This window comes from Mycobacterium sp. MFM001, assembly GCF_003402475.1.
Classification (GTDB): domain Bacteria; phylum Actinomycetota; class Actinomycetes; order Mycobacteriales; family Mycobacteriaceae; genus Mycobacterium.
This window is the reverse complement of the sequence record NZ_BFAB01000001.1, coordinates 272,835-297,658: the sequence shown is the minus strand read 5'-3', so window position 1 is coordinate 297,658 and position 24,824 is coordinate 272,835. Positions and strand designations below refer to the sequence as shown.

At 67.2% G+C, this 24,824-nt stretch carries 28 protein-coding genes; 18 read left to right on the top strand and 10 right to left on the bottom strand.

What is annotated here, in order from left to right; translation table 11 throughout:
* Positions 1–60: 60 nt before the first annotated feature.
* The 9 genes from MFM001_RS01445 (at position 61) to MFM001_RS01405 (ending at position 8,847) form a co-directional block, all read left to right on the top strand.
* Positions 61–972: a DNA-3-methyladenine glycosylase gene (locus MFM001_RS01445; protein ID WP_116372825.1), complete on the top strand. Its 912-nt coding sequence runs from the start codon at positions 61–63 to the stop codon at positions 970–972.
* Between the two features lie 150 nt (positions 973–1,122).
* Positions 1,123–1,671 (top strand): Dps family protein, encoded by a 549-nt coding sequence (locus tag MFM001_RS01440; RefSeq protein ID WP_116372823.1) that lies wholly within the window; start codon positions 1,123–1,125, stop codon positions 1,669–1,671.
* A gap of 61 nt (positions 1,672–1,732) precedes the next feature.
* The gene (locus tag MFM001_RS01435) at positions 1,733–2,713 is read left to right on the top strand and encodes a pirin family protein (protein ID WP_116372821.1); all 981 of its coding nucleotides are present in this window, start codon (positions 1,733–1,735) and stop codon (positions 2,711–2,713) included.
* Positions 2,714–2,909: 196 nt separating this feature from the next.
* Entirely contained in the window at positions 2,910–3,539 is a 630-nt protein-coding gene (locus tag MFM001_RS01430) for a TetR/AcrR family transcriptional regulator (protein ID WP_116372819.1), read from the top strand.
* A 55-nt stretch (positions 3,540–3,594) separates the two neighbouring features.
* Positions 3,595–4,539, top strand: coding sequence for an SAM-dependent methyltransferase (locus MFM001_RS01425; protein WP_116372817.1), 945 nt, complete (start codon positions 3,595–3,597; stop codon positions 4,537–4,539).
* Between the two features lie 5 nt (positions 4,540–4,544).
* A complete protein-coding gene (locus MFM001_RS01420; RefSeq protein ID WP_116373549.1) occupies positions 4,545–5,474 on the top strand; it encodes a class I SAM-dependent methyltransferase in 930 nt (309 codons plus the stop codon).
* 78 nt (positions 5,475–5,552) lie between these two features.
* On the top strand, positions 5,553–6,968 hold the full coding sequence (locus MFM001_RS01415; RefSeq protein ID WP_116372815.1) for an aldehyde dehydrogenase family protein: 1,416 nt from the start codon (positions 5,553–5,555) through the stop codon (positions 6,966–6,968).
* 39 nt (positions 6,969–7,007) lie between these two features.
* Positions 7,008–7,868 carry an SDR family oxidoreductase gene (locus MFM001_RS01410; protein WP_116372813.1) on the top strand — a complete coding sequence of 287 codons (861 nt, stop codon included), beginning with the start codon at positions 7,008–7,010 and terminating at the stop codon, positions 7,866–7,868.
* 10 nt (positions 7,869–7,878) lie between these two features.
* Positions 7,879–8,847 carry an NADPH:quinone oxidoreductase family protein gene (locus tag MFM001_RS01405; RefSeq protein WP_116372811.1) on the top strand — a complete coding sequence of 323 codons (969 nt, stop codon included), beginning with the start codon at positions 7,879–7,881 and terminating at the stop codon, positions 8,845–8,847.
* Between the two features lie 6 nt (positions 8,848–8,853).
* Here the strand turns inward: MFM001_RS01405 and MFM001_RS01400 are convergent, their stop codons facing one another.
* Complete coding sequence (locus MFM001_RS01400) at positions 8,854–9,666, bottom strand: tyrosine-protein phosphatase (RefSeq protein ID WP_116372809.1); 813 nt, start codon at positions 9,664–9,666, stop codon at positions 8,854–8,856.
* 1 nt (position 9,667) lies between these two features.
* Positions 9,668–10,879, bottom strand: coding sequence for an acyl-CoA dehydrogenase family protein (locus MFM001_RS01395; protein WP_192886835.1), 1,212 nt, complete (start codon positions 10,877–10,879; stop codon positions 9,668–9,670).
* A gap of 40 nt (positions 10,880–10,919) precedes the next feature.
* Between MFM001_RS01395 and MFM001_RS01390 the strand changes: the two genes are divergently transcribed.
* From MFM001_RS01390 to MFM001_RS01375, 4 genes are all read left to right on the top strand, one after another.
* Positions 10,920–11,381: a nuclear transport factor 2 family protein gene (locus tag MFM001_RS01390; RefSeq protein WP_116373547.1), complete on the top strand. Its 462-nt coding sequence runs from the start codon at positions 10,920–10,922 to the stop codon at positions 11,379–11,381.
* Between the two features lie 172 nt (positions 11,382–11,553).
* On the top strand, positions 11,554–12,645 hold the full coding sequence (locus tag MFM001_RS01385) for a Re/Si-specific NAD(P)(+) transhydrogenase subunit alpha (protein ID WP_116372805.1): 1,092 nt from the start codon (positions 11,554–11,556) through the stop codon (positions 12,643–12,645).
* Positions 12,646–12,972: an NAD(P) transhydrogenase subunit alpha gene (locus MFM001_RS01380; RefSeq protein WP_116372803.1), complete on the top strand. Its 327-nt coding sequence runs from the start codon at positions 12,646–12,648 to the stop codon at positions 12,970–12,972.
* Positions 12,969–14,393, top strand: coding sequence for an NAD(P)(+) transhydrogenase (Re/Si-specific) subunit beta (locus MFM001_RS01375; protein WP_116372801.1), 1,425 nt, complete (start codon positions 12,969–12,971; stop codon positions 14,391–14,393). Before MFM001_RS01380 ends, MFM001_RS01375 begins: the two co-directional genes overlap by 4 nt.
* Here the strand turns inward: MFM001_RS01375 and MFM001_RS24710 are convergent.
* Complete coding sequence (locus MFM001_RS24710) at positions 14,390–14,521, bottom strand: hypothetical protein (RefSeq protein ID WP_238158836.1); 132 nt, start codon at positions 14,519–14,521, stop codon at positions 14,390–14,392. The genes MFM001_RS01375 and MFM001_RS24710 overlap by 4 nt on opposite strands.
* Before the next feature lie 140 nt (positions 14,522–14,661).
* Here MFM001_RS24710 and MFM001_RS01370 point away from each other — a divergent pair, with 140 nt between their 5' ends.
* On the top strand, positions 14,662–15,318 hold the full coding sequence (locus MFM001_RS01370; RefSeq protein WP_116372799.1) for a TetR/AcrR family transcriptional regulator: 657 nt from the start codon (positions 14,662–14,664) through the stop codon (positions 15,316–15,318).
* Here MFM001_RS01370 and MFM001_RS01365 read toward each other — a convergent pair.
* A complete protein-coding gene (locus tag MFM001_RS01365; RefSeq protein WP_116372797.1) occupies positions 15,281–16,090 on the bottom strand; it encodes a class I SAM-dependent methyltransferase in 810 nt (269 codons plus the stop codon). The two genes, MFM001_RS01370 and MFM001_RS01365, sit on opposite strands and share 38 nt — an antisense overlap.
* On the bottom strand, positions 16,087–16,557 hold the full coding sequence (locus MFM001_RS01360; RefSeq protein WP_116372795.1) for a GbsR/MarR family transcriptional regulator: 471 nt from the start codon (positions 16,555–16,557) through the stop codon (positions 16,087–16,089). The genes MFM001_RS01365 and MFM001_RS01360 overlap by 4 nt, the downstream gene beginning before the upstream one ends.
* Positions 16,558–16,646: 89 nt before the next feature.
* On the opposite strand from MFM001_RS01360, the gene MFM001_RS01355 reads away from it, so the two are divergent.
* Complete coding sequence (locus MFM001_RS01355; protein ID WP_116372793.1) at positions 16,647–17,423, top strand: SDR family oxidoreductase; 777 nt, start codon at positions 16,647–16,649, stop codon at positions 17,421–17,423.
* Here the strand turns inward: MFM001_RS01355 and MFM001_RS01350 are convergent.
* Positions 17,420–18,310: an alpha/beta hydrolase gene (locus tag MFM001_RS01350; protein WP_116373545.1), complete on the bottom strand. Its 891-nt coding sequence runs from the start codon at positions 18,308–18,310 to the stop codon at positions 17,420–17,422. The two genes, MFM001_RS01355 and MFM001_RS01350, sit on opposite strands and share 4 nt — an antisense overlap.
* A gap of 57 nt (positions 18,311–18,367) precedes the next feature.
* Between MFM001_RS01350 and MFM001_RS01345 the strand changes: the two genes are divergently transcribed.
* Together MFM001_RS01345 and MFM001_RS01340 are read left to right on the top strand one after the other, a co-directional pair.
* Entirely contained in the window at positions 18,368–20,164 is a 1,797-nt protein-coding gene (locus MFM001_RS01345; RefSeq protein WP_116372791.1) for an acyl-CoA dehydrogenase, read from the top strand.
* Positions 20,155–21,483, top strand: coding sequence for an FAD-binding oxidoreductase (locus MFM001_RS01340; RefSeq protein ID WP_116372789.1), 1,329 nt, complete (start codon positions 20,155–20,157; stop codon positions 21,481–21,483). The genes MFM001_RS01345 and MFM001_RS01340 overlap by 10 nt, the downstream gene beginning before the upstream one ends.
* Here the strand turns inward: MFM001_RS01340 and MFM001_RS01335 are convergent.
* A complete protein-coding gene (locus MFM001_RS01335; protein ID WP_238158833.1) occupies positions 21,467–21,997 on the bottom strand; it encodes a TetR/AcrR family transcriptional regulator in 531 nt (176 codons plus the stop codon). The two genes, MFM001_RS01340 and MFM001_RS01335, sit on opposite strands and share 17 nt — an antisense overlap.
* 96 nt (positions 21,998–22,093) lie before the next feature.
* On the opposite strand from MFM001_RS01335, the gene MFM001_RS01330 reads away from it, so the two are divergent.
* Positions 22,094–22,702: an SDR family NAD(P)-dependent oxidoreductase gene (locus tag MFM001_RS01330; protein ID WP_160117982.1), complete on the top strand. Its 609-nt coding sequence runs from the start codon at positions 22,094–22,096 to the stop codon at positions 22,700–22,702.
* Here MFM001_RS01330 and MFM001_RS01325 read toward each other — a convergent pair.
* The 3 genes from MFM001_RS01325 to MFM001_RS01315 are packed head-to-tail and all read right to left on the bottom strand — an operon-like array spanning position 22,699 to position 24,795.
* Entirely contained in the window at positions 22,699–23,511 is an 813-nt protein-coding gene (locus tag MFM001_RS01325) for a thioesterase family protein (protein WP_116372783.1), read from the bottom strand. The genes MFM001_RS01330 and MFM001_RS01325 overlap by 4 nt on opposite strands.
* A gap of 10 nt (positions 23,512–23,521) precedes the next feature.
* Entirely contained in the window at positions 23,522–24,334 is an 813-nt protein-coding gene (locus MFM001_RS01320; protein ID WP_116372781.1) for an SMP-30/gluconolactonase/LRE family protein, read from the bottom strand.
* A complete protein-coding gene (locus tag MFM001_RS01315) occupies positions 24,331–24,795 on the bottom strand; it encodes an SRPBCC family protein (RefSeq protein ID WP_116372779.1) in 465 nt (154 codons plus the stop codon). Before MFM001_RS01315 ends, MFM001_RS01320 begins: the two co-directional genes overlap by 4 nt.
* Positions 24,796–24,824: the final 29 nt, after the last annotated feature.

Genomic DNA, 24,824 nt, shown 5'->3' with positions numbered 1-24,824 from the left:
CCTGTCGCGGAAGACAGCAAGGGGTCAATTGTCCACGGCGGAACCTATGATCCTGGGGAAGTGAAGACCGCCCGCACCGTCACGTTCCCGGGCGTGGTCAGCCCCGGGATCACGCTGGCACCGCTGCGCCGGGGCCCGGGTGATCCCTGTTTCCAGGTAGCCGACGACGGGGCGATCTGGCGGACCAGCCTGTTGGCCAGCGGACCCGTCACCGCGCGGATCACCCGCGCCGCGGCCAACGCCGTGCACTGCGCGGCGTGGGGGAGCGGCGCCGAAGAATTCCTGGACGCGTTGCCCGCTTTGCTCGGGGCCGACGACGACACCTCAGACTTCGTGCCCAGCGATCCGACCGTTGCCGCCGCGCACCGCAAGGTGCCGCATCTGCGTCTGGGCCGAACCGGTCGGGTGCTGGAGGCGCTCATCCCGGCCGTCCTCGAGCAGCGAGTACCGGGCAGGGATGCGTTCCGGTCCTGGCGAGTGCTGGTGACCAAGTTCGGGACGCCGGCGCCGGGGCCGGCGCCGGCGCGGATGCGGGTACCGCCGTCGGCCGAAGCATGGCGCAAGATCCCGTCGTGGGAGTTTCATCGCGCCAACGTGGACCCCGGACGGGCCCGCACGGTCGTCGGCTGTGCGCAGCGGGCGGCGTCGCTGGAACGGCTGGTGTCACGGCCCGCCGTGCACGCCCGTGAAGCTCTGACGTCGCTGCCGGGAGTCGGTGTGTGGACGGCGGCCGAAACGGCGCAGCGGGCGTTCGGCGATCCCGACGCGCTGTCGGTGGGCGACTACCACATTCCCAAGATGATCGGCTGGACGCTGCTGGGTCATCCGATCGTGGACGACGTCATGGTGGAGTTGCTGGAACCCATGCGGCCGCACCGCCACCGGGTGGTCCGCTTGCTGGAGGCCAGCGGTCTGGCGTATGAGCCGCGGCGCGGAGCGCGGTTGCCGGTGCAGGACATCCGCTCGCTTTAGCCCGGCCGAGCAGACGCAGAATCGCCCTATTTCGGCGCGAAATGGGCGATTCCGCGTCTTCTCGCGACCAACCGGTGGTTACCGGGCGCGGTCATCGGGTATCCGGCACGCCGGAAGCGACCGTGTGCGAACGACCTTAGGGAGCAATCGATGACGCAGTTCACTGTCCCCGGGATGACCGACAAGCAGGCCGCCCGGGTCGCTGAGTTGCTGCAGAAGCAGCTGAGCACCTACAACGATCTGCATCTGACGCTGAAGCACATTCACTGGAACGTGGTCGGGCCCAACTTCATCGGCGTGCACGAAATGATCGACCCGCAAGTGGAATTGGTGCGCGGCTATGCCGACGAGGTCGCCGAGCGCATCGCCACTCTGGGCGCCTCCCCGGAGGGCACGCCGGGGGCAATCATCCGGGACCGCAGCTGGGACGACTACTCGGTCGGGCGCGACACCGTGCAGGCGCACCTCGCGGCGCTCGACGTCGTCTACAACGGCGTGATCGAGGACATTCGCAAAGCGATCGAAGAGACCGAGGAACTCGATCCGGTCACTCAGGACATTCTGATCGACCAGGCCGCCGAGCTGGAGAAGTTCCAGTGGTTTGTGCGGGCACACCTGGAGAACGCCGGCGGCAAGCTGGCCCACGAAGGAAAGCCCACCGAACGGGGCGCCGCCAAGGCGGCGCGGGGCAAGGGGTAGCGGCCACGGAATAATCGGACCGCGGTCCGGTTATAGCGGGTATCGGCACTAGGAGGTAGCCATGCCCGCTGTAACCGCAGATACCTTGACCCTGCCGCGAGTGACCCCGGCGGGTCCGGGCGACACCGAACGGCCGGTGCGGTCGATCACCACCGGACCGCGGGGGTACGAAGGCGAGGGGTTTCCCGTCGTCCGCGCATTCGCCGGAGTCAGCACCGCCGCGCTGGATCCGTTCGTGCACATGGACCAGATGGGCGAGGTGGATTACCCGCCCGGCGAGCCGCGAGGCACCGACTGGCACCCGCATCGCGGCTTCGAGACCGTCACCTACATGATTGACGGCCGGTTCGCGCACCAGGACACGCACGGCGGCGGGGGTTTGATCACCGACGGCGCGACCCAGTGGATGACGGCCGGTTCCGGCATCATGCACATCGAGACCCCACCCGCCGAGTTGGTGGAAAGCGGCGGCGTCTTTCACGGCGTGCAACTGTGGGTGAACCTGCCCAAGAAGGACAAGTTCGTCTCTCCCCGCTACCAGGCCATCGAGGGCCAAGACGTCACCTTGCTGTCCTCGGACGACGGCGGAGCGCTGGTCCGGATTATCGCCGGCGATATCGACGGCCACCGCGGTCCCGGTGTCACCCACACGCCGATCACGTTGGCGCACATCACAATCCAGCCCGGCGCGCGGATGAACATCCCATGGAAGCATGACTTCAACGCGTTGGTTTACGTGCTGTCCGGACGCGGGTCCGTCGGCCCGGTGGCGCACCCCATCCACCAAGGCCAGTTGGCGGTTCTCGGACCCGGTGACCGCATCAGCGTCGCCGCCGAGTCGTCCCAGGACGCGCATCGGCCCGCGCTCGAAGTGCTGATCCTCGGCGGTCGGCCCATCCGCGAGCCGGTGTTTCATTACGGACCGTTCGTAATGAACACCAAGACCGAGGTGATCCAGGCACTCGAGGACTTCAGCGCGGGCAAGTTCGGCAGCATCCCGCCCAACGCGCTGATGCCGCACCACGTCCGCCGCTCGCCCTGACGCCACGCCAGCAAACTCATCCACACCCGGGAGCCCAGCCGTCGACAGCCCCGCGAATGCCGACCCGTCGGCCCTGGACAGGGACGCTGACGCCCTCGGCAGCCGAACCTTGTGACGTCGTTAGACGTGCGTAGAGTGCCCATCGGCAGGGCCGACTTTCCTAAGTGCGGGAAGTGATCTGTGGCACAATTAGAGGGTGCCGCATCCCGCGACCCGGGGACCCGGTCGCCCCCCCGCAGCGAAGGCGGCCGAGACCCGCAAGCGCATCTTGCTTGCGGCTCGCGAGGTGTTCAGTGAACGCGGATACGACGCTGCGACGTTCCAGGAGATTGCGCTGCGCGCTGACCTGACGCGCCCGGCGATCAATCATTACTTTTCGCACAAGCGCATGCTGTACCGGGAAGTCTTGGAGCAGACCAACGAAGTGGTGGTCAATGCCGCCGCCGCACGTGCGCGGCGCGAGGCGACGCTCGTCCGGCGGATTTCGACGTTCCTGGCCGCCGCAGCCGAAGCCGACTCCGAAAACCGGTCCGCCGCACGGTTTCTGGTTACCGCAGTGCTGGAATCGCAGCGGCATCCCGATTTGGGGGATGCCGAGACGGACTCACTGCGACGCACGCGCGAATTCGTTGGCTGGGCGGTCCGGGACGCAATCGAGCAGGGCGAGCTCGCCGCCGACACCGACGCCGAATCGCTGACCGAGGTGTTGGTGGCGGTGTTGTGCGGTGTCGGCTTCTATTCGGGTTTCGTGGAAAGCGCTCACGAGGTGGCCGCGATCATCGACCAGGTCGAGCGCTTGCTGGCGGGCGCGCTTCGCCGACCGTGATCTAGCCCACAACAGCAGATAGTTTGCCTAACTTATTGGGTAACATGGTCGCGGCATGACTGACCTGGACGAAGTGCGCTCTGCGCGAACCGATGGCGACAGCTGGGACATCGCGACCAGCGTCGGCTCCACCGCGGTCATGGTGGCCGCGGCTCGTGCCGTCGAGACCGCGTCCCCCGATCCGCTGATTCGCGACGAGTTCGCGCGGGTGCTGGTGTCGGCGGCGGGCCCGGCGTGGGAGCGACTGGCCAGCCCCGACCTGGACTGGATCGGCGACGACGAGCACGGCCGGCGCTCGCACCGGGTGGCCTGCGACTACCAGGCCGTGCGCACCCACTTCTTCGACGAGTACTTCGGCGCCGCCACGCAGGCCGGCATCCGGCAGGCGGTGATCCTGGCCGCCGGACTGGATTCACGCGCATACCGGCTGGAGTGGCCGGCCGGAACCACGGTGTACGAAATCGACCAGCCCAAGGTCCTGGAGTTCAAGACCAGCACTCTGGAAGCGGCCGGCGCGGTTCCGAAGGCGACGCGACGGCCCGTCGCGATCGACTTGCGCGAGGACTGGCCGGCCGCGTTGGCAGCGGCCGGTTTTGACCGCACCCAATCGACCGCCTGGCTGGCCGAGGGCTTGTTGCCCTACCTGCCGCCCGACGCTCAAGACCGGCTCTTCGAGATGGTCACCGCGCTCAGCGCACCCGGCAGCCAGATCGCCGTCGAGGTGTTCAGCTTCGACAGCGGCAACGAGCGCCGCCGGGCCGCTCGGCGCGCGCGGTGGCTGCGCATGCAGCGCCTCGGCCTGGACGTCAACGTCGAGACCCTGACGTACCGCGATGCTGACCGCGCGGACGCCGCCGCCTGGCTGACCGACCACGCCTGGCAGGTGCACGCGGTGAGCAACCGCGAGGAGATGGCCCGGCTGGGTCGAGCGGTGCCCGAGGACCTGACCGAGGAAGCAATCAGCAGCACGCTGCTACGGGCCCGCCTGGGAGGACGATGAGCGTCATGCGCACCCACGACGACACCTGGGACATCGCGACCAGCGTGGGGACCACCGCGGTGATGGTGGCCGCCGCCCGTGCCGTCGAGACCGACAAGCCGGATCCGCTGATCCGGGATCCGTACGCGAAACTCTTGGTGAGCCAGGCGGGCACCGGTGTGTGGGAGACCATGCTCGACGAGTCGATGGTCGCCAAGGTCGAGTCGCTCGATCCCGAGACCGCGGCGATCTTCCAGCACATGCGCAGCTACCAGGCGGTGCGCACCCACTTTTTCGACGAGTATTTCGCCGCCGCGGTGGCCGCCGGAATCCGCCAAGTGGTGATCCTGGCGTCCGGGCTCGATTCGCGCGCCTACCGGCTGCAATGGCCGGCCGGCACCGTCGTGTACGAGATCGACCAGCCCAAGGTGCTGGACTACAAGTCCTCGACGCTGGCCGAAAACGGCATCACGCCCTCGGCAGATCGTCGGGAGGTGCCCATCGACCTGCGCCAGGACTGGCCGGCCGCGCTTCGCGGCGCGGGCTTCGACCCGTCGGCGCCGACGGCCTGGCTGGCCGAGGGCCTGCTGATGTACCTTCCCGCCGAAGCCCAGGATCGGCTCTTTCACCAGATCACCGACTTGAGCCCGGCCGGTAGCCGCATCGCGGTCGAAACCGCGGCGAGCCACGCCGACGAGCGGCGCCAGGAAATGCGTGAGCGGTTCCAGAAGGTGGCAGAACAGCTCGGCCTCGAGCAGACCGTCGACGTGCAGGACCTGATCTATCACGACGAGAACCGCGCCGTTGTCGCCGACTGGCTGGCCGACCACGGCTGGAAGGTCACCGCACAGAATTCGGGCGACGAGATGCGCCGGCTGGGCCGCTGGGTGGAAGGCGTGCCGATGGCCGACGACAAAGACGCGTTCGCCCAGTTCGTCACCGCCGAGCGCGCATAGTCCCCGCACTGCCGGCCCTGTTGCCCAACCGGGTGGTTGATTAGGATTGGGCTTCCGCCGGTCAGGAAGGGGACCCCAATGACGACCGAAGCCGCAGCCAACACCACCAGCGCCGTCACCCCGCCCGCAACGGATGTCGCGAAGACGGTTGCCCGCTTACGCCAAACCTTCGCCGCCGGCAAGACCCGGCCGGTGGAATGGCGGCGCGAGCAGCTTCGCAACCTCGAACGCATGATGGCCGAGAACGAGGCCAAGATCGCCGACGCGCTGAATCACGACCTCTGCCGCAAGCCGTTCGAGGCGTGGATGGCCGACACCGCGACCACTGCCGGCGAGGCGCGCTATGCCGCCAAGCATGTCAAGAAGTGGATGCGCCGCAAGTACACCCGGCTCGAGCTTTCGCAGTTGCCCGGCCGCGGCTGGATCGAATACGAGCCGTACGGCACGGTCCTGATCATCGGCGCGTGGAATTACCCGTTCTACCTGACGCTCGGCCCGGCGGTCGGTGCGATCGCAGCCGGAAACACCGTGGTACTCAAGCCATCTGAGGTCGCGGAGGCATCGGCCCACTTGATGGCCGAGTTGGTGCCGCAATACCTGGACAACGACGCGATCGCCGTGGTGGAGGGCGACGCCTCGGTCAGCCAGGGGCTGCTGGCGCAGGGGTTCGACCGCGTGTTGTTCACCGGCGGCACCGACATCGGCCGCAAGGTCTACGAAGCCGCGGCGCCGCACCTGACTCCGGTCACGCTGGAGCTCGGCGGCAAGAGCCCGGTGATCGTCGCCGCCGACGCCGACGTCGACGTCGCCGCCAAGCGGATCGCCTGGATCAAACTGATGAACGCCGGCCAGACCTGCGTCGCACCCGACTACGTACTGGCCGACGCCAAGATCCGCGACGAGCTCGTCAACAAGATCGGCGAAGCCATCACGACGTTCGGATCCGAAGACCCGAACGGCATGCGGATTGTCAACCAGCGCCAATTCGACCGGCTGACAAGTTATCTGGCAGAGACGAAGGGGAACATCGCGGTCGGCGGCAAGTCGGACGCCGCGGACCTGCGGATCCAGCCGACGGTGGTCGTCGACCCCGACCCCGACGACGCACTGATGAAAAACGAGATCTTCGGCCCGATCCTGCCGGTGATCTCCGTCCAGTCTCTCGACGAGGCAATACAATTCGTGAATTCGAGGCCAAAGCCGTTGTCGGCCTACCTGTTCACCAAGACCCGTGCCGTGCGGGAGCGGGTGATCAAGGAGGTGCCTGCCGGTGGGATGCTGGTCAACCACCTCGCCTTCCAGGTGACCACCGCCAAGCTGCCGTTCGGCGGGGTCGGCGCGTCGGGGATGGGCGCCTACCACGGCCGCTTCGGCTTCGAGGAGTTCAGCCACCGCAAGTCGGTGTTGACCAAGCCGACCCGACCCGATGTGTCGGCGATGATCTACCCGCCGTATACAGAGAAGGCGTGGAAGTTGGCGCGCCGGCTGTTCTGACCCGCCGCGTCCCTCCCTTGGTATCCAGAAAGGACAGCTATGCCCGGAGTGCAGGATCGCGTCATCGTCGTCACCGGAGCCGGCGGGGGATTGGGGCGCGAGTACGCGCTGACCCTCGCGCGTGAAGGCGCCAGTGTCGTCGTCAACGACCTAGGTGGAGCCCGCGACGGGACGGGCGCCGGGCATTCGATGGCCGACCAGGTGGTCGCCGAGATCAAGGACGCCGGCGGGCGCGCCGTCGCGAACTACGACAGCGTGGCCGAATCGGAGGGCGCGGAGAACATCATCAAGACAGCCCTCGACGAGTTCGGCAAGGTCGACGGCGTGGTCAGCAACGCGGGGATTCTGCGGGACGGCACGTTCCACAAGATGTCGTTCGAGAACTGGGACGCCGTGCTCAAAGTGCACCTCTACGGCGGTTACAACGTCATCCGCGCGGCCTGGCCGCATTTCCGTGAGCAGAGCTTCGGCCGGGTGGTGGTCGCCACGTCCACCAGCGGGCTGTTCGGCAACTTCGGGCAGGCCAACTACGGCGCGGCCAAGCTGGGCCTGGTCGGGTTGATCAACACGCTGGCCCAGGAGGGCGCGAAGTACAACATCCACGCCAACGCGCTGGCGCCGATCGCCGCCACCCGGATGACGCAAGACATCCTGCCGCCTGAGGTGTTCGAGAAGCTCACCCCCGAGTACGTGGCGCCGGTGGTGGCCTACCTGTGCACCGAGGAATCCGACGACACCGGATCGGTGTTCATCGTCGGCGGCGGCAAGGTGCAGCGGACCGCGCTGTTCCAGAACGAAGGCGTGACGTTCTCCGAGCCGCCGTCGGTCGACGACGTGGCCGGGAAATGGTCGACAATCACCGACCTGTCCGGAGCTCAGCAGGCGAAGTTCTCGCTCTGAGCCACCGGCCGTGAAAGCCTGTGTGGTACAGGAGCTCTCGGGTCCATCCGGTTTGGTGTACACCGACGTCGACGACGTCGCCGGCAATGACGACACGGTGGTCGTCGACGTGCGCGCCGCCGGCGTGTGCTTTCCGGATCTGCTGCTGAGCAAAGGCGAATACCAGCTGAAGCTGCCGCCGCCATTCATCCCCGGCATGGAGACCGCGGGCGTGGTGAGTTGGGCGCCCGAAGAATCCGGTTTCGCCGTGGGGGATCGGGTGTCGGCGTTCGGGATTCTCGGTGGCTTCGCCGAACAGGTGGCCGTGCCGCTGGACAATGTGGTGCACAGTCCCGCGGAGCTCGACGACGCCGAAGCCGTTGCGCTGCTGGTGAATTACAACACCATGTACTTCGCGCTGGCCCGTCGTGCGGCGATGCGGCCCGGTGACACGGTGCTGGTGCTGGGTTCGGCCGGCGGGGTTGGCACCGCGGCGATCCAGGTCGCCCGGGCGATGGATGCCGGCAAGGTGATCGCCATGGTGCACCGCACGGGCGCAACGGATTTCGTCGAATCGCTGGGCGCGGACGTGGTGCTGCCTTTAGCTGACGGCTGGGCGAAGGCGGTGCGCGACGCCACCGACGGCCGCGGGGTGGACATCGTCGTCGACCCGGTGGGCGGCTCGGCGTTCGACGACGCCATCCGGGTGCTGGCGGTGGACGGCAAGCTGCTGGTGATCGGCTTCGCCGCAGGCGGCATCCCCACCGTCAAGGTCAACCGGTTGCTGCTGCGCAACATCAGCGTGGTCGGCGTGGCGTGGGGCGAATACCTGAACAAGGTGCCAGGTTCGGCCAAGCTGTTCGCCTGGGGGTTGAACCAGTTGGTAGCCCGTGGCTTGAAACCTCCTCCACCCCAACGGCATCCGCTGTCCGAGGGACGGGCTGCGCTTCAGGCCCTGGCCGACGGCGGGGTGCTCGGCAAGGTCGTGCTCGAACCTTAGCCTGCGTCAGGTCAACAACGATTCGCGCAGCCGGTCCACGTCGGACTCTGTGATGCCGGCGTCGCGCAGGTAGCCTTCGAGCGAGCCGAAGGTGTCGTCGATCGTCTGCCGCGCGGCATCCAGGTATTCCTCACGGACACCCAGGACCTCGTCGGAGAGCCGCGCCTCGGTGAATGTCATAACCTCGGGCGTCAATTCGGTCTCGGAGCGCTGCTTGATCATCTCCAGAATCTGCTCGCGCAGCTGCGGGGCGGCGTCGTTGCTGCGCAAGTAGTCCGCCAGCACGGCGTCGCGGTCGATGCCGACCGTTTCGAGGACCGTCGCGACCATGAACCCGGTGCGATCCTTGCCTGCGAAGCAGTGCGCCAGCACCGGCCGGCCGGCAGCCAGCAGCATGATGACGCGGCGCAGCGCGCGCTGGGCGCCGTTGTAGGTGGGGAACCGGCGGTACTCGTCGACCATGTAGCGGGCGGCGGCGTCGGCGACCGACTCCTCGCTGGGCTTCTCGGTCATCATCCGCTGCCACGCATGTTCGTGCGGCGCAGCGCCATTGGTCTCCTCCGCGGCGAGATCCGGGATCGGCAGCAGGTGAATGTCGACGCCGTCGGGCACCCGGCCCGGTCCGCGGCGCTCGACCTCGCGGGGCGAACGCAAGTCGGCGATGTCGGTGATGCCCAACCGGTTCAGCGCGTCGCGGCCGTCGTCGTCGAGCCGGCTCAGCTCGCCGGAGCGAAACAGCCGCCCGGGCCGCACGCCGGTTGACAGCGCTACGTCGCGGAAGTTCAACGCGCCGGACAGTTCGCGGATCTCGGTCGTCACGTCAGGTGACCGCCGCCGCGAAAGCGCTTTTGTCCCGGCCGATTTCGGCGCGGGCGATCGACCGCAGGTGCACCTCGTCGGGTCCGTCGAAGATCCGCATCGCGCGATGCCAGCCGTACAGCCGGGCCAGCGGTGTGTCGTCGCTGACGCCGGCCGCGCCGTGCACCTGGATGGCGCGGTCGATGACGTCGCAGGCCACCTGCGGCGCCACCGCCTTGATCTGCGACACCAGCAAGTGGGCGGCCTTGTTGCCGTGCTGATCGATGGTCCACGCCGCTTTTTCGCAGAGCAGCCGGGCTTGGTCGATCTCGTTGCGGGACTTGGCGATCGACTGCTGCACCACGCCTTGCTCAGCCAGCGGCCGGCCGAACGCCACCCGGTTGCGGGCCCGGTTGACCATCAGCGCCAGCGCACGTTCGGCGGCCCCCAGGGCACGCATGCAGTGGTGGATGCGGCCCGGTCCCAGCCGTGCCTGGGCGATCGCGAAGCCCGCGCCCTCCTCGCCCAGCAGATTGGTGGTCGGCACCCGGACGTTGTCGTAGATCACCTCGCAGTGCCCGTGCTGGTCGTGCCAGCCGAACACCGGCGTCGAGCGCACGACCGTCACGCCGGGCGTGTCCATCGGCACCAGGATCATCGACTGCTGTTGATGGCTGGCCGCATCCGGATTGGTGCGGCCCATCACGATCAGCAGCTTGCAGCGCGGGTCGGCCGCGCCCGAGGTCCACCATTTGCGGCCGTTGATCACGTAGTCGCCGCCGTCGCGGGTGATCGTGGTTTCGATGTTGCGGGCGTCGCTGCTGGCGACCGCGGGCTCCGTCATCGAGAACGCACTGCGGATCTGACCGTCGAGCAGCGGCTGCAGCCACTGCGTGCGCTGCTCGTCGGTGGCGAACATGTGCAGGATTTCCATGTTGCCGGTGTCCGGCGCCGCGCAGTTGAGCGCCTCCGGAGCAATCTCCACGCTCCACCCGGTCTGCTCGGCCAGCGGGGCGTATTCCAGATTGGTCAGCCCCGACTCGGCGGGCAGGAACAGATTCCACAGCCCGCGCTCTTTGGCCTTGACCTTCAATTCCTCGACGACCGGCGGCACGGTGTGGTCGCCAGGACCGGCTTCGTGGCGGTAGCGGTCGTATTCGGCCTCGGCGGGAAAGACGTACTCGGTCATGAAGTCGGACAGCCGCTTGTGGTAGCCGTTGCCTTTGGCCGACATCGCGAAGTCCATGACGGTCACGATAAGCCAGCATGGTGTCATGCCCGAGACGCGCCCGCCGCTTCCGCCGTTCACGCTCGAGACCGCGATGCAGAAGGTTCAGTCCGCCGAGGACGCCTGGAACACCCGCGACCCGGAGAAGGTCGCGGCCGCCTACACGGCCGATTCGCACTGGCGCAACCGCGACCTGCACATCGTCGGCCGCGACGAAATCGTCGCGTTTCTGACCCGCAAGTGGCAGCGCGAGCTCGACTACTGCCTGCGCAAAAGCCTGTGGGCATTCACCGGAAACCGGATCGCCGTGCGGTTCCAGTACGAATGCCACGACGACGCCGGCCAGTGGTATCGCAGTTACGGCAACGAGCTGTGGGAGTTCGCGGACACCGGCCTGATGTCCCGGCGCGAAGCCAGCATCAACGACGTCGCGATCTCCGAATCCGAGCGGCGCTTGTTCGGACCACGCCCGGAAGCGGAGTACGGCCAGGACATCCCGCTGTGGTAGTCGCGGATAGCCGCCGACTGTGCGTTGTCATACGCCCGCTGCGGCGCGTCGCGGATAAAACCGCACAATCGATCTCCGGACGGCTGCATGTGAGCGCCGGGGAGCGGCGCCGGGCGGTCGGGTTAGGGTGAGTGCCGATCCAATGGGGGCAGGGAAAGAAGACGGACGCGCTATGACGGAAACGCAGACGACGGTCGGGGTGGTCGCCGAGTCCGGGGCCGACGAGCGACGGGTCGCGCTGGTACCCAAAGCTGTCGGCCCGCTGGTCAAAAGTGGTGTCGGGGTGGTCGTGGAATCCGGCGCCGGTGAACGGGCATTGCTTCCCGACGACCTCTACACCGAGGCCGGGGCCAGCATCGGCGACGCCTGGGCCGCCGACGTCGTCGTCAAGGTGGCGCCGCCCACCGCCGACGAGGTGAGCCGGCTCCGCAACGGCCAGACACTGATCGGGTTCCTCGCGCCCCGCAACGCCGACAACCAGATCGAGGCGCTGAGGCAGGCCGGCGTGCAGGCGTTCGCGCTCGAGGCCATCCCGCGGATCTCCCGCGCGCAGGCGATGGACGCGCTGTCGTCGCAAGCCAACGTGGCCGGCTACAAGGCCGTGCTGCTGGCCGCCTCGGAGTCGACCCGGTTCTTCCCGATGCTGACCACCGCGGCGGGCACCGTGAAGCCGGCCACCGTATTAGTTCTCGGCGTCGGGGTGGCGGGGCTGCAGGCACTGGCGACCGCCAAGCGGCTGGGCGCCCGTACCTCCGGCTACGACGTGCGGCCCGAGGTCGCCGACCAGGTCCGCTCGGTGGGCGCGCAGTGGCTGGATGTCGGGATCGACGCGTCGGGTGAGGGCGGCTATGCGCGCGAGCTCACCGACGAGGAACGCGCGCAGCAACAGAAGGCCCTCGAGGAGGCCATCACCGGTTTCGACGTGGTGATCACCACCGCGCTGGTGCCCGGCAAGCCGGCGCCGCGGCTGGTGACCGCCGCCGCGGTGCAAGGCATGAAGCCGGGCAGCGTGGTGGTCGACCTGGCCGGCGAGGCGGGCGGCAACTGCGAACTCACCGAGCCGGGCCAGACCGTCGTCAAACATGACGTCACGATCGCCGCGCCGCTGAATCTGCCGGCGACCATGCCCGAACACGCCAGCGAGCTCTACAGCAAGAACATCACCGCGCTGCTGGAACTGCTGATCAAGGACGGCAAGCTGGCCCCCGATTTCGACGACGAAGTCGTGGCGGCCGCGTGCGTGACCCGCGGAGAGGACAGCTAGATGTACGACGAACTTCTGGCCAACCTGGCGATCCTGGTGCTGTCCGGGTTCGTCGGCTTTGCCGTGATCTCGAAAGTGCCCAACACGCTGCACACTCCGCTGATGTCGGGCACCAACGCCATCCACGGCATCGTGGTGCTCGGCGCGCTGCTGGTGCTCGGAACGATCGAGCACCCGTCGCTCGCCTTGCAGATCATCCTGTTTGTCGCGCTGGTTTTCGGCACGCTGAACGTGATCGGCGGCTTCATCGTCACCGACCGGATGCTGGGCATGTTCAAAGGCAAGAAGCCAGCGCCTGTCAAAACTGAGGAGCCGGTGGCGAAATGAACTACCTCGTCACGGTTCTCTACATCATCTCGTTCGCGCTGTTCATCTACGGGCTGATGGGCCTGACCGGGCCCAAGACCGCGGTGCGTGGCAACTTGATCGCCGCGGTGGGCATGGCGATCGCCGTGGCAGCCACGCTGATCCTCATCCGTCATACCCATCAGTGGCCGCTGATCATCGCGGGCCTGGTTCTAGGCGTCGTGCTCGGCGTGCCACCGGCGCGGCTGACAAAGATGACGGCGATGCCGCAGCTGGTGGCGTTCTTCAACGGCGTCGGTGGTGGCACCGTCGCGTTGATCGCCCTCTCGGAATTCATTGACACGACGGGCTTTTCGGCATTTCCGCCCGATGAGTCGCCGACCGCGCACGTGGTCGTGGCATCGTTGTTCGGCGCCATCATCGGCTCAATTTCGTTCTGGGGCTCACTGGTCGCGTTCGGCAAGCTGCAAGAGATCATCTCCGGCCGGCCGATCGGCATCGGCAAGGCGCAACAGCCGCTGAACCTGCTGCTGTTGGCCGGCGCCATTGCCGCCGCGGTGGTGATCGGGCTCGGCGCCCATCCGGGCAGCGGCGGGGTGTCGCTGTGGTGGATGATCGGGCTGCTGGCCGCCGCCGGTGTGCTGGGTCTGATGGTGGTGCTGCCGATCGGCGGCGCCGACATGCCCGTCGTGATCTCGATGCTCAACGCGATGACCGGCCTGTCGGCGGCCGCGGCCGGGTTGGCGCTGAACAACACCGCGATGATCGTCGCAGGCATGATCGTCGGCGCCTCCGGTTCGATCCTGACCAACCTGATGGCCAAGGCGATGAACCGCTCCATCCCGGCCATCGTCGCCGGCGGGTTTGGTGGCGGCGGGATCGCTCCCGGTGGCGGCGACGGCGGCGACAAGCACGTCAAGTCCACCTCGGCCGCAGACGCCGCGATCCAGATGGCCTATGCCAACCAGGTGATCGTGGTGCCGGGTTACGGGCTGGCTGTCGCGCAGGCCCAGCATGCGGTCAAGGACATGGCCAGCCTGCTCGAAAACCGTGGCGTCCCAGTGAAATACGCGATCCACCCCGTCGCGGGCCGGATGCCCGGCCACATGAACGTGCTGCTGGCCGAGGCCGAGGTCGACTACGACGCGATGAAAGACATGGACGACATCAACGACGAGTTCGCCCGCACCGACGTCACGCTGGTCATCGGCGCCAACGACGTCACCAACCCGGCGGCCCGCAACGAGGCGTCCAGCCCCATCTACGGCATGCCGATCCTCAACGTGGACAAGTCCAAGTCGGTGATCGTGCTGAAGCGGTCGATGAATTCGGGGTTTGCCGGCATCGACAACCCGCTGTTCTACGCTGAGGGCACCACGATGTTGTTCGGCGACGCCAAGAAGTCGGTGTCAGAGGTGACTGAGGAACTCAAAGCCCTCTAGACGGGGGGATAGTTCGGCGGCGGGTAGCCGTTGCCGTCGACGACGCCGCGGAAGCCCCAGGGCATGTACTTGAAGAAGAACTCGAGCTCGTCGGAAAAGTCGTAGCTCGGGTCAGGATCGGGATTCATCTGAGCACCTCTCGACTTGACGACGCGGTTCGCCAGGCAAGTCTAGTCCCATCGGGCAACGGCGCGACAGTAGTTGCCTAGACTACTAACCAGTTGATTGATACCGGCACGTGGACCCGGCCGGCCGACAGGGAGTACACATGCCATCCGAGAACGGGCTCTCCCGCCGTGAAGAGCTGCTGACCGTCGCCACCAAGCTGTTCGCCGCGCGCGGCTACCACGGTACCCGGATGGACGACGTCGCCGACGTGGTCGGGCTGAACAAGGCCACGGTCTACCACTACTACGCCAGCAAGTCGCTGATCCTCTACGACATCTATCAGCAGGCTGCCGAGCGCACGTTGGCGGCAGTCCACGACGATCCGTCGATCTCCGCGCGTGAGGCGCTGTATCAGTACACGGTGCGGCTGCTCAACCAGATCGCCGCCAACCCCGAAGGGGCGGCCGTGTACTTCCAGGAGCAGCCGTACATCACCGAGTGGTTCACCGAAGAGCAGGTCGCCGCGGTCCGCGAGAAAGAGATCCAGGTCTACGAGCACGTGCACGGCCTCATCGACCGCGGCATCGCCAGCGGCGAGTTCTACGAATGCGACTCGCACGTGCTTGCGCTCGGCTACATCGGGATGACGCTGGGCGCCTACCGGTGGCTGCGGCCCCACGGCCGTCGCTCGGCACAGGAGATTGCCGCCGAGTTCAGCACCGCGCTGCTGCGCGGGTTGATCCGCGACGAGACGATCCGCGCGGAGTCACCGCTGGGCGTCAAAACCGAAATCGAAACAGCCGGTCAGAGTTCCTGACGACCGGGATCGCGCCGAGTATCCGGTAGAGCGCACGTTGCGGTCGCAACGGGATTTTCGTCGCGTCGATGATCGGTGATATCTCGACGAGTTTCAGCCGCGGGTTCCACTCGCTGAATTCGCGGCCGTCGCGCGTGCCGGATTTGGTGATTCCCGACGTGAGCATCTTGGACAGTCGCGGACCCCACCACGCCCCGAGATCAGCCAGCAGTTCACCGTGGTCGAACCGATCGAGCAGCCGCTGCAGCAGGTCGCGTATCTCGGCTTCGCTCAGATACATCAGCAGTCCTTCGGCGATGATCAACCCCGAGCGGCCCGCCGGAATCTGGTCTAGCCATTGCGGATCTGTCACCGACGACCCGATCATCCGGTAGCGGTCGGTGTCGTCGTACAACTGGCGACGCAAGCTGATCACTTGCGGGACGTCAATGTCGAACCACTGTTGCGCCGGCTGCAGCCGGAAATATCGGGTGTCCAGCCCGCAGCCCAGGTGCAGCACCACGGCGTCCGGATTGCGGTTCAGGAAGTCGGCAGCCCAGTCGTCAAGTTGCTTGGCGCGCAACGCAACCAGAAACTGGTAGATCGACGGCTGGACTCTGCGGTGCACGCGGGCGAAGTCGTAGTCGATCCGGTCGACGGCGTCGGCGGCCGCGCGGTCGCCGAGAATCGGTTGCGCCAAACGGCTTTCGTACGCGCGCAGGTACAGCGTGCACAGGTTCGTCCACTCCACCGAGCCCCAGCGCACGCCGGAAAAATCCACCTTGCCCGTCACCGCTTCCTCCGCTCGTCCCGGTACTCCGCCCACAACTGCATCAATTTGTCGCGGTAGGCGTTGTTGCAGAACTCGCAGAAATCCCTGAAGTCCTGCAGTAGCTCCCGTTGCTCGGCACGGTCCTCGCCGAGCAGCTTCAAGCCGAAGTCGGCGGCGTGCACACCCGGTTGCATAAGGCTGAATTGCACAGTCAGCACCTGGGTGAAGCCGCCGGGAGTGACGCGGTAGCGGTGTTCGCGAGACGCCGACGGCAGCCGCTCGATCATTCCGGCCGCTTGCAGCTGGCGAGCGACTGTGCTGACGGACGCCTTACTCACCGACAGCTCGGTCGCCAACTCGGCCAACGATTGGTGGAGTGGCTCGCAGATCATCAGCCAGCCGTAGACCCGGCCCATTGTCCGCGGCCCGCCCATGCTCTCGAAGAACAGCCCGATGCGGTCGACGAACTCGGCCTCTTCGGCGCGCATCGCTCTCCCTAGTACGTTAAGTACAAACTGAACGTACTATACACAGACCGGATGCCGGCGTGTTGTCGGCTAGCGCCCACACTGTTCGGATGAGCACTGACATGTTCCGGCTGGACGGCAAGGTCGCGGTGGTCACCGGCGGCGGCCGCGGCATCGGACTGATGATCGCGCGCGGGCTGCTGCAGGCTGGCGCGAGCGTGTACCTGTCCAGCCGCAAGGAAGCCGAGCTCGAAGCCGCCGTCGCGGAGTTGTCCGCCCATGGCCCGGTGCATGCCATCCCCGCCGACCTCGGTACCGCCGAAGGTGTGCAGGCACTGACCGCGGGGCTGGCCGATCGGGAGGATGCGATCCATGCGCTGTTCAACAATGCCGGCGCCGCCTGGGGTGCGCCATTCGACGAGTTCCCCGAATCCGGCTTCGACAAGGTGCTCGACGTCAACGTCAAAGGTGTGTTTCTGCTGACGCGCGCTCTGGTGCCGATGCTGCGGGCGGCCGCGACGCCCGACGACCCGACGCGGGTGGTCAACACCGGCAGCGTCGACGGCCTGCGCGCACCGGTGAAGGGGATGAACAACTTTTCCTACAGTGCCAGCAAGGCCGCCGTGCACATGCTGACCCGCCACCTGGCCGGCGAGCTGGCCCCGGAGATTCTCGTCAACGCGATTGCACCTGGGCTGTTCCAGTCCCGGATGACCAAGGAACTCCTGGTGGCCGGGCCCGACGCGGTCGGCGCTCAGCTGCCGCTAGGCCGGATCGGTCAGGCCGACGACATGGCCGGCATCGCGGTATTCCTCGCCAGCCGGGCCAGCGCGTACATCACCGGCGCGGTGATCCCGGTCGACGGCGGGGTGAGCACCATCCGCTAACCCGCCTTCAGGTGCTTGTCGAGGAAGGCGATCTGGTCGGTGACGACGCGCTCGAAGGCATCGTCGACATAGATCGCGAAATGGCCTTCGGGATAGACCTTGACCTCACCTTTGGGCGCCTTGGCGGCGTAGCGCAGCGTCGGACCCGCCGGTGCCACGGAGTCGGTTTCGCAGACGCAGAACAGGATTGGACACGGGATCTTTGCCGCCTGCCGCCCTGGGCGATACGCCAGGATCTTCACGCCGATCCGGGCCGCCACCTCGTTGGGCGGCTGGGCTCCATCGGGCATCAGCCGCTGATAGCCGGCATACGCGTCGGGGGCATTCATCAGCGCCACCTCGCCCGGCTCGCCCGCCGTCGTCACCATCACCGGGTCTCTGCCGAGCCGCGCCGCGACGAGGTCGCGGATCGCCAGCGCAGTAATGCGTGCGCTCACGACCGGACTGAGGGTCAGCGCCGAGGCGATCCCGTCGGTGAACGGACATTGCGCGACGACGGCCGCGATGCCGGGCAGCTGTGCCGCGGTGGCGATCACGTGCCCGCCGCCAAACGACGTGCCCCACAGGCCGATTCGGCTGTCGTCGATCCCGGGCAGGGTGCGGGCGTAGGCGACGGCAGCGGTCCAGTCCTGCAATTGCATACCCACATCGAGCAACTGCCTCGGTTGGCCCTCGCTGTCGCCGAAGTTGCGGTAATCGAACACCAGGCAGGCATATCCGGCGGCGCTGAACCGTTCGGCGTAGGCATCCAGCCGCATGGTGCGCACCGCGCCCAACCCGTGAGCCATCACCAGCAACGGCGCATCGCCGGTGCTGTCCGGCCGGTAGAGCCACGCGCTGATCCGGTCGTGACCGGAGTTGAACCAAACGTCCTCCCGTTGCGCCATGTGCCGCATCATTCCGTACGGTGAACTGACACGAAAGACCGACGGCGGAGGACGCGGGTGAAGTCGACATTGCTCTCGCGGCGAGACCTGGACTTCTTGCTCTTCGAGTGGTTGCGGGTCGAGGAACTGACCAAGCGAGAACGCTTCGCCGAGCACTCCCGGGAGACGTTCGGCGACGTGCTCGAGTTGTGCGAACAGTTGGCGACCCGATACTTCGCTCCGCACAACAAGAAGAGCGACGCGCACGAGCCCAGCTTCGACGGCACGACGGTCACGATCATTCCTGAGGTGAAGGAGGCGTTGGACGCCTTCGCGGCCGCCGATCTGCTCGGCATGGCCATGGACTCCGAACTCGGCGGAGCGCAACTACCCGCGACCGTCGCGCAAGCCGGGTTCGCCTGGCTGGCGGCGGCCAACGTCAGCACCGCCGGCTATGTCATGCTGACGATGGCGAACGCCAACCTGATCGCGAAATTCGGTACCGCCGAACAGGTCTCGACCTTTGTCAAGCCGATGCTGGCCGGCCGGTTCTTTGGAACCATGTGCCTGTCCGAAACCCAGGCGGGATCGTCGCTGGCCGATATCGCCACCCGCGCCGAGCCTCACGATGACGGCAGCTACCGGTTGTTCGGCTCGAAGATGTGGATATCCGGTGGCGAACACGAACTGACCGACAACATCGTGCATCTGGTGCTGGCCAAGATCCCGGGCGGACCACCGGGTACCAAAGGGATCTCGCTGTTCATCGTGCCCAAGTTTCTGGTCGGCCCGGACGGGTCGATCGGGGAACGCAACGACGTGGTGCTGGCCGGCCTCAACCACAAGATGGGCTATCGCGGAATCACCAACACCGTCCTGAACTTCGGTGAAGGGGCCTTCCGGCCCGGCGGGGAGGCGGGGGCCGTCGGCTACCTGGTCGGCGAACCGCACCGCGGCATCACCTACATGTTTACGATGATGAACGAAGCCCGCCTCGGGGTAGGCATGGGCGCAATCGCGCTGGGCTATACCGGCTACCTCAAGTCGCTGCAATACGCGCAGGAACGGCCACAGGGCCGGCCGGTGACGTCGAAAGACCCGGCCGTGCCGCAGATTCCGATCATCGAGCACGCGGATGTCAAACGGATGCTGCTGGCGCAGAAGTCCTACGTGGAGGGCGCGCTGGCGTTGGCGCTGTATTGCGCCAGGCTCGTCGACATCCAGCACAGCGCGGAGTCCGACGAAGAGAGCGACAACGCCACGCTGTTACTGGATATCCTGACGCCGGTCGCCAAAAGCTGGCCGTCACAGTGGTGTCTGGCCGCCAACGACTTGGCCATCCAAGTACACGGCGGCTACGGCTACACCCGCGAATACGACGTCGAGCAGCACTACCGCGACAACCGACTCAACCCGATTCACGAGGGCACCCACGGCATTCAGAGCCTGGACCTGTTGGGCCGCAAGGTCACTCAACGTAACGGTGCCAGCCTTCTCGCGTTGAACGACGCGGTGAAGCAGACCATTTCCGCTGCCGAGGCCGTGGGCGGCGACCTGGCCGACTTCGCCGCACAGCTCGACGCGGTGACCCGACGATTGGCGGAAGTGACCACGGCGATGTTCTCGTCGGGCGACATCGAGGCGGCGATGGCCAACAGCGCGATCTACCTCGAGGCGTTCGGCCATCTCGTCGTCGCCTGGATGTGGCTGGCGCAACTGCTGGCCGCCAACGGCAAGAGCGGCGACTTCTACGACGGCAAACGCCAGGCGGCCCGCTACTTCTTTCACTACGAATTGCCCAGGACCGCACCGCAACTCGACCTGCTGCAGAGCCTGGACCGCACCACGCTGGAGATGCAGCCCCAGTGGTTCTAGCGAGCCTGGCCGGTGTGGTGGGCGCCCGCCACGTCAGCGCCGACCCCGACGTGCTTGCCGGCCGCATTGTCGACCACACCGGCCGCTACCGCGGACGGGCCAGCGCGCTGGTGCGGCCCGGATCGGCCGACGAGGTAGCCGAGGTGCTGCGGATCTGCCGCGACGCCGGAGCGCACGTCACGATCCAGGGCGGCCGGACCTCGCTGGTGGCCGGCACCGTCCCCGAACACGACGACGTGCTGCTGTCCACCGAAAGACTCACTGCCATCGGCGAAGTCGACACCGTCGAACGCCGCATCGACGTGGGTGCCGGCGCGACGCTGGCCGCGGTGCAGCGCGCCGCGGCCACCGCCGGCCTGGTGTTCGGTGTGGACCTCGCCGCCCGCGACACCGCCACCGTCGGCGGCATGGCGTCCACCAACGCCGGCGGACTGCGCACCGTGCGCTACGGCAACATGGGGCAGCAGGTCGTCGGTTTGGACATCGCGTTGCCGGACGGCTCGGTGCTGCGCCGGCACAGCCGGGTGCGGGCCGACAACACCGGCTACGACCTGCCGTCGCTGTTCGTCGGGGCCGAAGGCACGCTGGGCGTCATCACCGGGCTGGATCTGCGGCTGCATCCCAACCCGGCGCATCGGGTGACTGCGGTGTGCGGGTTTGCCGACCTGGCCGCATTGGTCGAGGCCGGCAGGCTGTTCCGCGATCTCGACGGCATTGCCGCGCTGGAGCTGATCGACAGGCGGTCCGGGGTCACGGCACCAGTGGACGGTGACTGGCTGCTGCTGGTGGAGCTGGCATCCGACCACGACCAGACTGATCGGCTGGCCGACGCGCTCGCGGGCGTCGCGATGTGCAGCGAGCCGGCCGTCGGCGTCGATGTGGCCGCACAGCAGCGGCTGTGGCAGGTGCGGGAATCGGTAGTCGAGCTACTGGGCGCGTATGGCCCACCGCTGAAATTCGATGTGTCCCTTCCGCTTTCGGCGATCGACGGGTTCGCCGCGAAGGCCGATGCGCTGATCGGCCAGCGTGCGCCCGACGCGATTCCGGTGCTGTTCGGGCATATCGGCGAGGGCAATCTGCATCTCAACGTATTGCGCTGCACATCTGAGGCGGAAGCCGCGCTCTACGCGGCGATGATGGAGCTGATCGCCGACTGCGGCGGCAACGTCAGCTCCGAACACGGTGTCGGCAGCCGCAAACGCGGCTACGTCGGCATGTCGCGCGAGCCGGCCGACATCGCGGCGATGCGGCGGATCAAAGCGGCTTTCGACCCGACGGGTTACCTCAACGCCGCAGTGCTGTTCAGTCGCGACGGGTAATCCCGACCGCGTGCCGCAGCTGGGCGAGGAATTGGTCAGCGTCGTCGCTGCGCACGATGTAGTGCGAGATCGCCACCCGGATCGCCGTCGCAGCCTTCACCGCGCCGCCGGGCCCGGGCATCAATTGCTCCAGCCCTCCCCGCATCACCGGCATGATCCGTGACAATTCGGCGATCACGTGCTCGGGCTCGATGTCGACCATCCGCACACCGGTGTAGGAGTACTGGTACTCGACCATGAAGCGCAGCGCGGCGTCCAGCTTGTCGACACCCTTCAGGCCAGCCGTCGCCCGGGCCAGGCCCCGGTCGAACACTTGCCGTTCGTAGCGCGAAAACGCCGAGAGCAGTTCCTCTTTGGAGGGAAACCAGCGATACAGCGTCGGGCGGGAGACGCCGGCCTGGGTCGCCACGTCGGACAGGCTGAGCTTGCGTTTGCCGTTGCGGCCGAGCACCTCGGCGGTGGCGGCAAGGATGCGCTGCTGCGTCGAGGTGTCTTCCGCGAACGTCGTCTCCACATCCAACCTTTACAAAATAACGTCGAAATGTCCCGCTGTCTGGGTGCCACCGTCAAGGGCCGTCGATCCCCAGATTTTAGCCACGACAAGCAGGTCATGACCGAGTTTCGCGCCGCAGTGGTCACCGAGGCCGCGTCGTCCGTCGCGCTGGCGACCGCTGCCCGACTGGCCCGCCGCGGCGACCTCGTGCTGATGGGCGCCCGCCGCGTCGACATCTGCGAGCGGCTCGCCACCCGGCTGCGGGCGTCGGGTGCTGCGGCGTTCGCGGCCCACCTGGATCTGACCGACACCTCCTCGATCGACCGGTTCGTCGACGCCGCGCGCTATCTGGTCGGCGAGGTCGACGTGTTGGTCACCGGAGCCGGTCTCGCCGACGGCTCCTGGATCGGTGCGCAACACCTTGCGGCACAACTGGTTCCGCCGATGATCGACGCGGGGCACGGCGACGTGATCCTGATCAGCCCCGAGCTCTTCGGGCCGCCGCCGCGCGGTTCGCGGCGACACCTGGACACCTGGATGTCGGCGTTGGACGCCGAATTCATCGGTACCGGCGTGCGGGCGTCGCTGATCCGATCGGCACCGGTCGGTAGCCCTGTGGTGCCGGACGACGTCGGACGCCTGGTCGCCGCCATGGTGGACGCCTGCGGCCGAATGCACTTGCGGCACGTCGAAATCGTCCCGCCTGTGGCCGCCTTCGTCGGTTAGCCAGGGCGTCGGCGTACCAGCACCGACTGCTGGATGCCGCCGACCGGGCCCTGCTCGTCGAAGAGGGTGCCGATCGTCGTACCGATCCCGTCGGGCCCGTAGTTGGTTTCGGCGCGGATACCGATCCACTGCCCGTCGGGAACCCGGTGGATGTGCACGACGAGGTCGGTGTTGAGGAACGTCCATTTGGTGATGTCGAGTTTGGAGCCGATGCCGTTGGCGTCGTCGGCCACCGCGAAAAGCCGCTCGAGCGCCGTCATCGTCTCACCCTTGACGAGGTCGACGGTGGGGCTGATCCAGGATTCGCCGGGGCCGTCGTTCAGCGGTTCGGTCAGCCATCGCCAGTCCAGGCTGTGCACGTAGTTGGGATCCCAATCCTTCGCGAGGTCACGGCTTTTGGCTTCGCTCAGCGGGCGCAGCGGCAGCGCTCCGGCGCGGACCAGCGTGGCGGTGTCGAGGTGCTGCAGCCGCCAGCCGCTGGCGCGCGCGACGGGCCGCGGCTGCCCGTCCGGTCCGGGGCCGAGCATTTCGGCGCCGACCAACTCGATCTGCTTGCCGGCGCGGTCGAGTTGCGCGCGCACCCAGATGTCGCCCTCGGCCGGTACGGGACCCAGCAGGTCGATCACCACCCGGCTCAGCCGGGTGTCGTCGCGCTGCGCGCAGCGCTCGAGGGCTCGCACCAACAGCGCCGACACCGGTGCGGCGTGCTGGATGGCCGCCGACCAAGTGCTTCGCACCAGATCGGTGGCTCTGAACTTTTCGCCGAGCTGGTCGTCGGGGTCGATCAGCTCGTAGTACGAGTCGGTCATGGTGTGCCTTTCATGGCAGCCCGGCGCCCGGGACGTCGACAGTCACGACGTCGAGCTGGCAGAGCCGGGTTCCTTTGAGCCGGTCGGGGTAGGCGTCGGCGGTCGACAGCAGGAACAGGGTGCGGCGTTCGGACCCGCCGAGTGTGCAGGCGATTGCGGCGCGCTCGCCGATGTCGATGCGATCAGTTACGGTGCCGCCTAACGTGATTCGCTCGAACTGATGCGCCAGCGTCATCGACGTCCACACCCCGCCCTGCGCGTCGAGCGCGATGCCGTCCGGCGGGCCGTCGAGTCCGTCGGCGAAAACGCGGCGGTCATGCAGGGCGCCTTGGGCGTCGATGGTGTAAGAGGTGAGCCGCCGGCCGGTCGACTCGGCGACGATCAACGTGGTGCGGTCCGGCGTGATCACCATCCCGTTGGGGAAGTCGAGGCCTTCGGCGACGACGGTGACCGAGTCGTCGGGGTCGAGGCGCACGATCACGCCGCCCTCGAACGCTTGGGATCCGATATAGGCGCGCCCGACGTCGTCGACGACCATGTCCCCGAGGTTCGCCGGCACCGCGTCGGCGAGATCTGCGACAGGAGTGACGGTTTCGCCGTCGTAGCGCAGCACCTGCCGGTCTTCGGCCGAGACGATCAGCAGCGAGCCGTCCGGGCGGAATCCCAGTCCGGACGGTGTATGGCCGGGCAGCGGCAATGTCGTGACCGCGCCGCCCAGCGTGACGGTGTGCACGGCCTCGTCGAGCATGTCGGAGAACCACAGCAGGCCCTCGAACCACCGCGGGCCTTCCCCGAAGCAGAAGCCCTTGGCCAAGGGCTTCATGCGAGTTCTCGCGCGACCGCGGCGTGGTAGGCGTCGATGTTGGCGGGGTTGACGATGCGGAAGAAGGCGTCGGGCAGTGGGGCGTCTTTGTAGGCCTCGATCGTCATCGTCCGACGGAACAGCGTGACGCCCTGGCCCGGGCTGGTGAAGTGGTACTCGATCGTCATGCGGCCGTCGAGTCCGCCGTTGCCGTCGCGGTCGTGGCCCAGTCGGCCGACCGAGTTGAACACGAACAGCTGGGGCCGCATGGCGATGGCCAGATGCCAGGTGAACAGCTTGTCGCCGGCCGGACCCGCCTCAACCCAGGTGTCGCCGACCTTCAGCGGAACCTGCGGCAGGTCGCCGATATGTGCGCTGCCGGGGTAGGTCTTGGTCCAGTTGGCCGGGTTGGTGACGAAGTCGTAGACGGTTTCGGCGGGGTGGCTGAATGCCGTCTCGGAACTGGTGGTGACGATGCCCAATCTCTTACCTCTCGTGCGGGGCCTGGGTT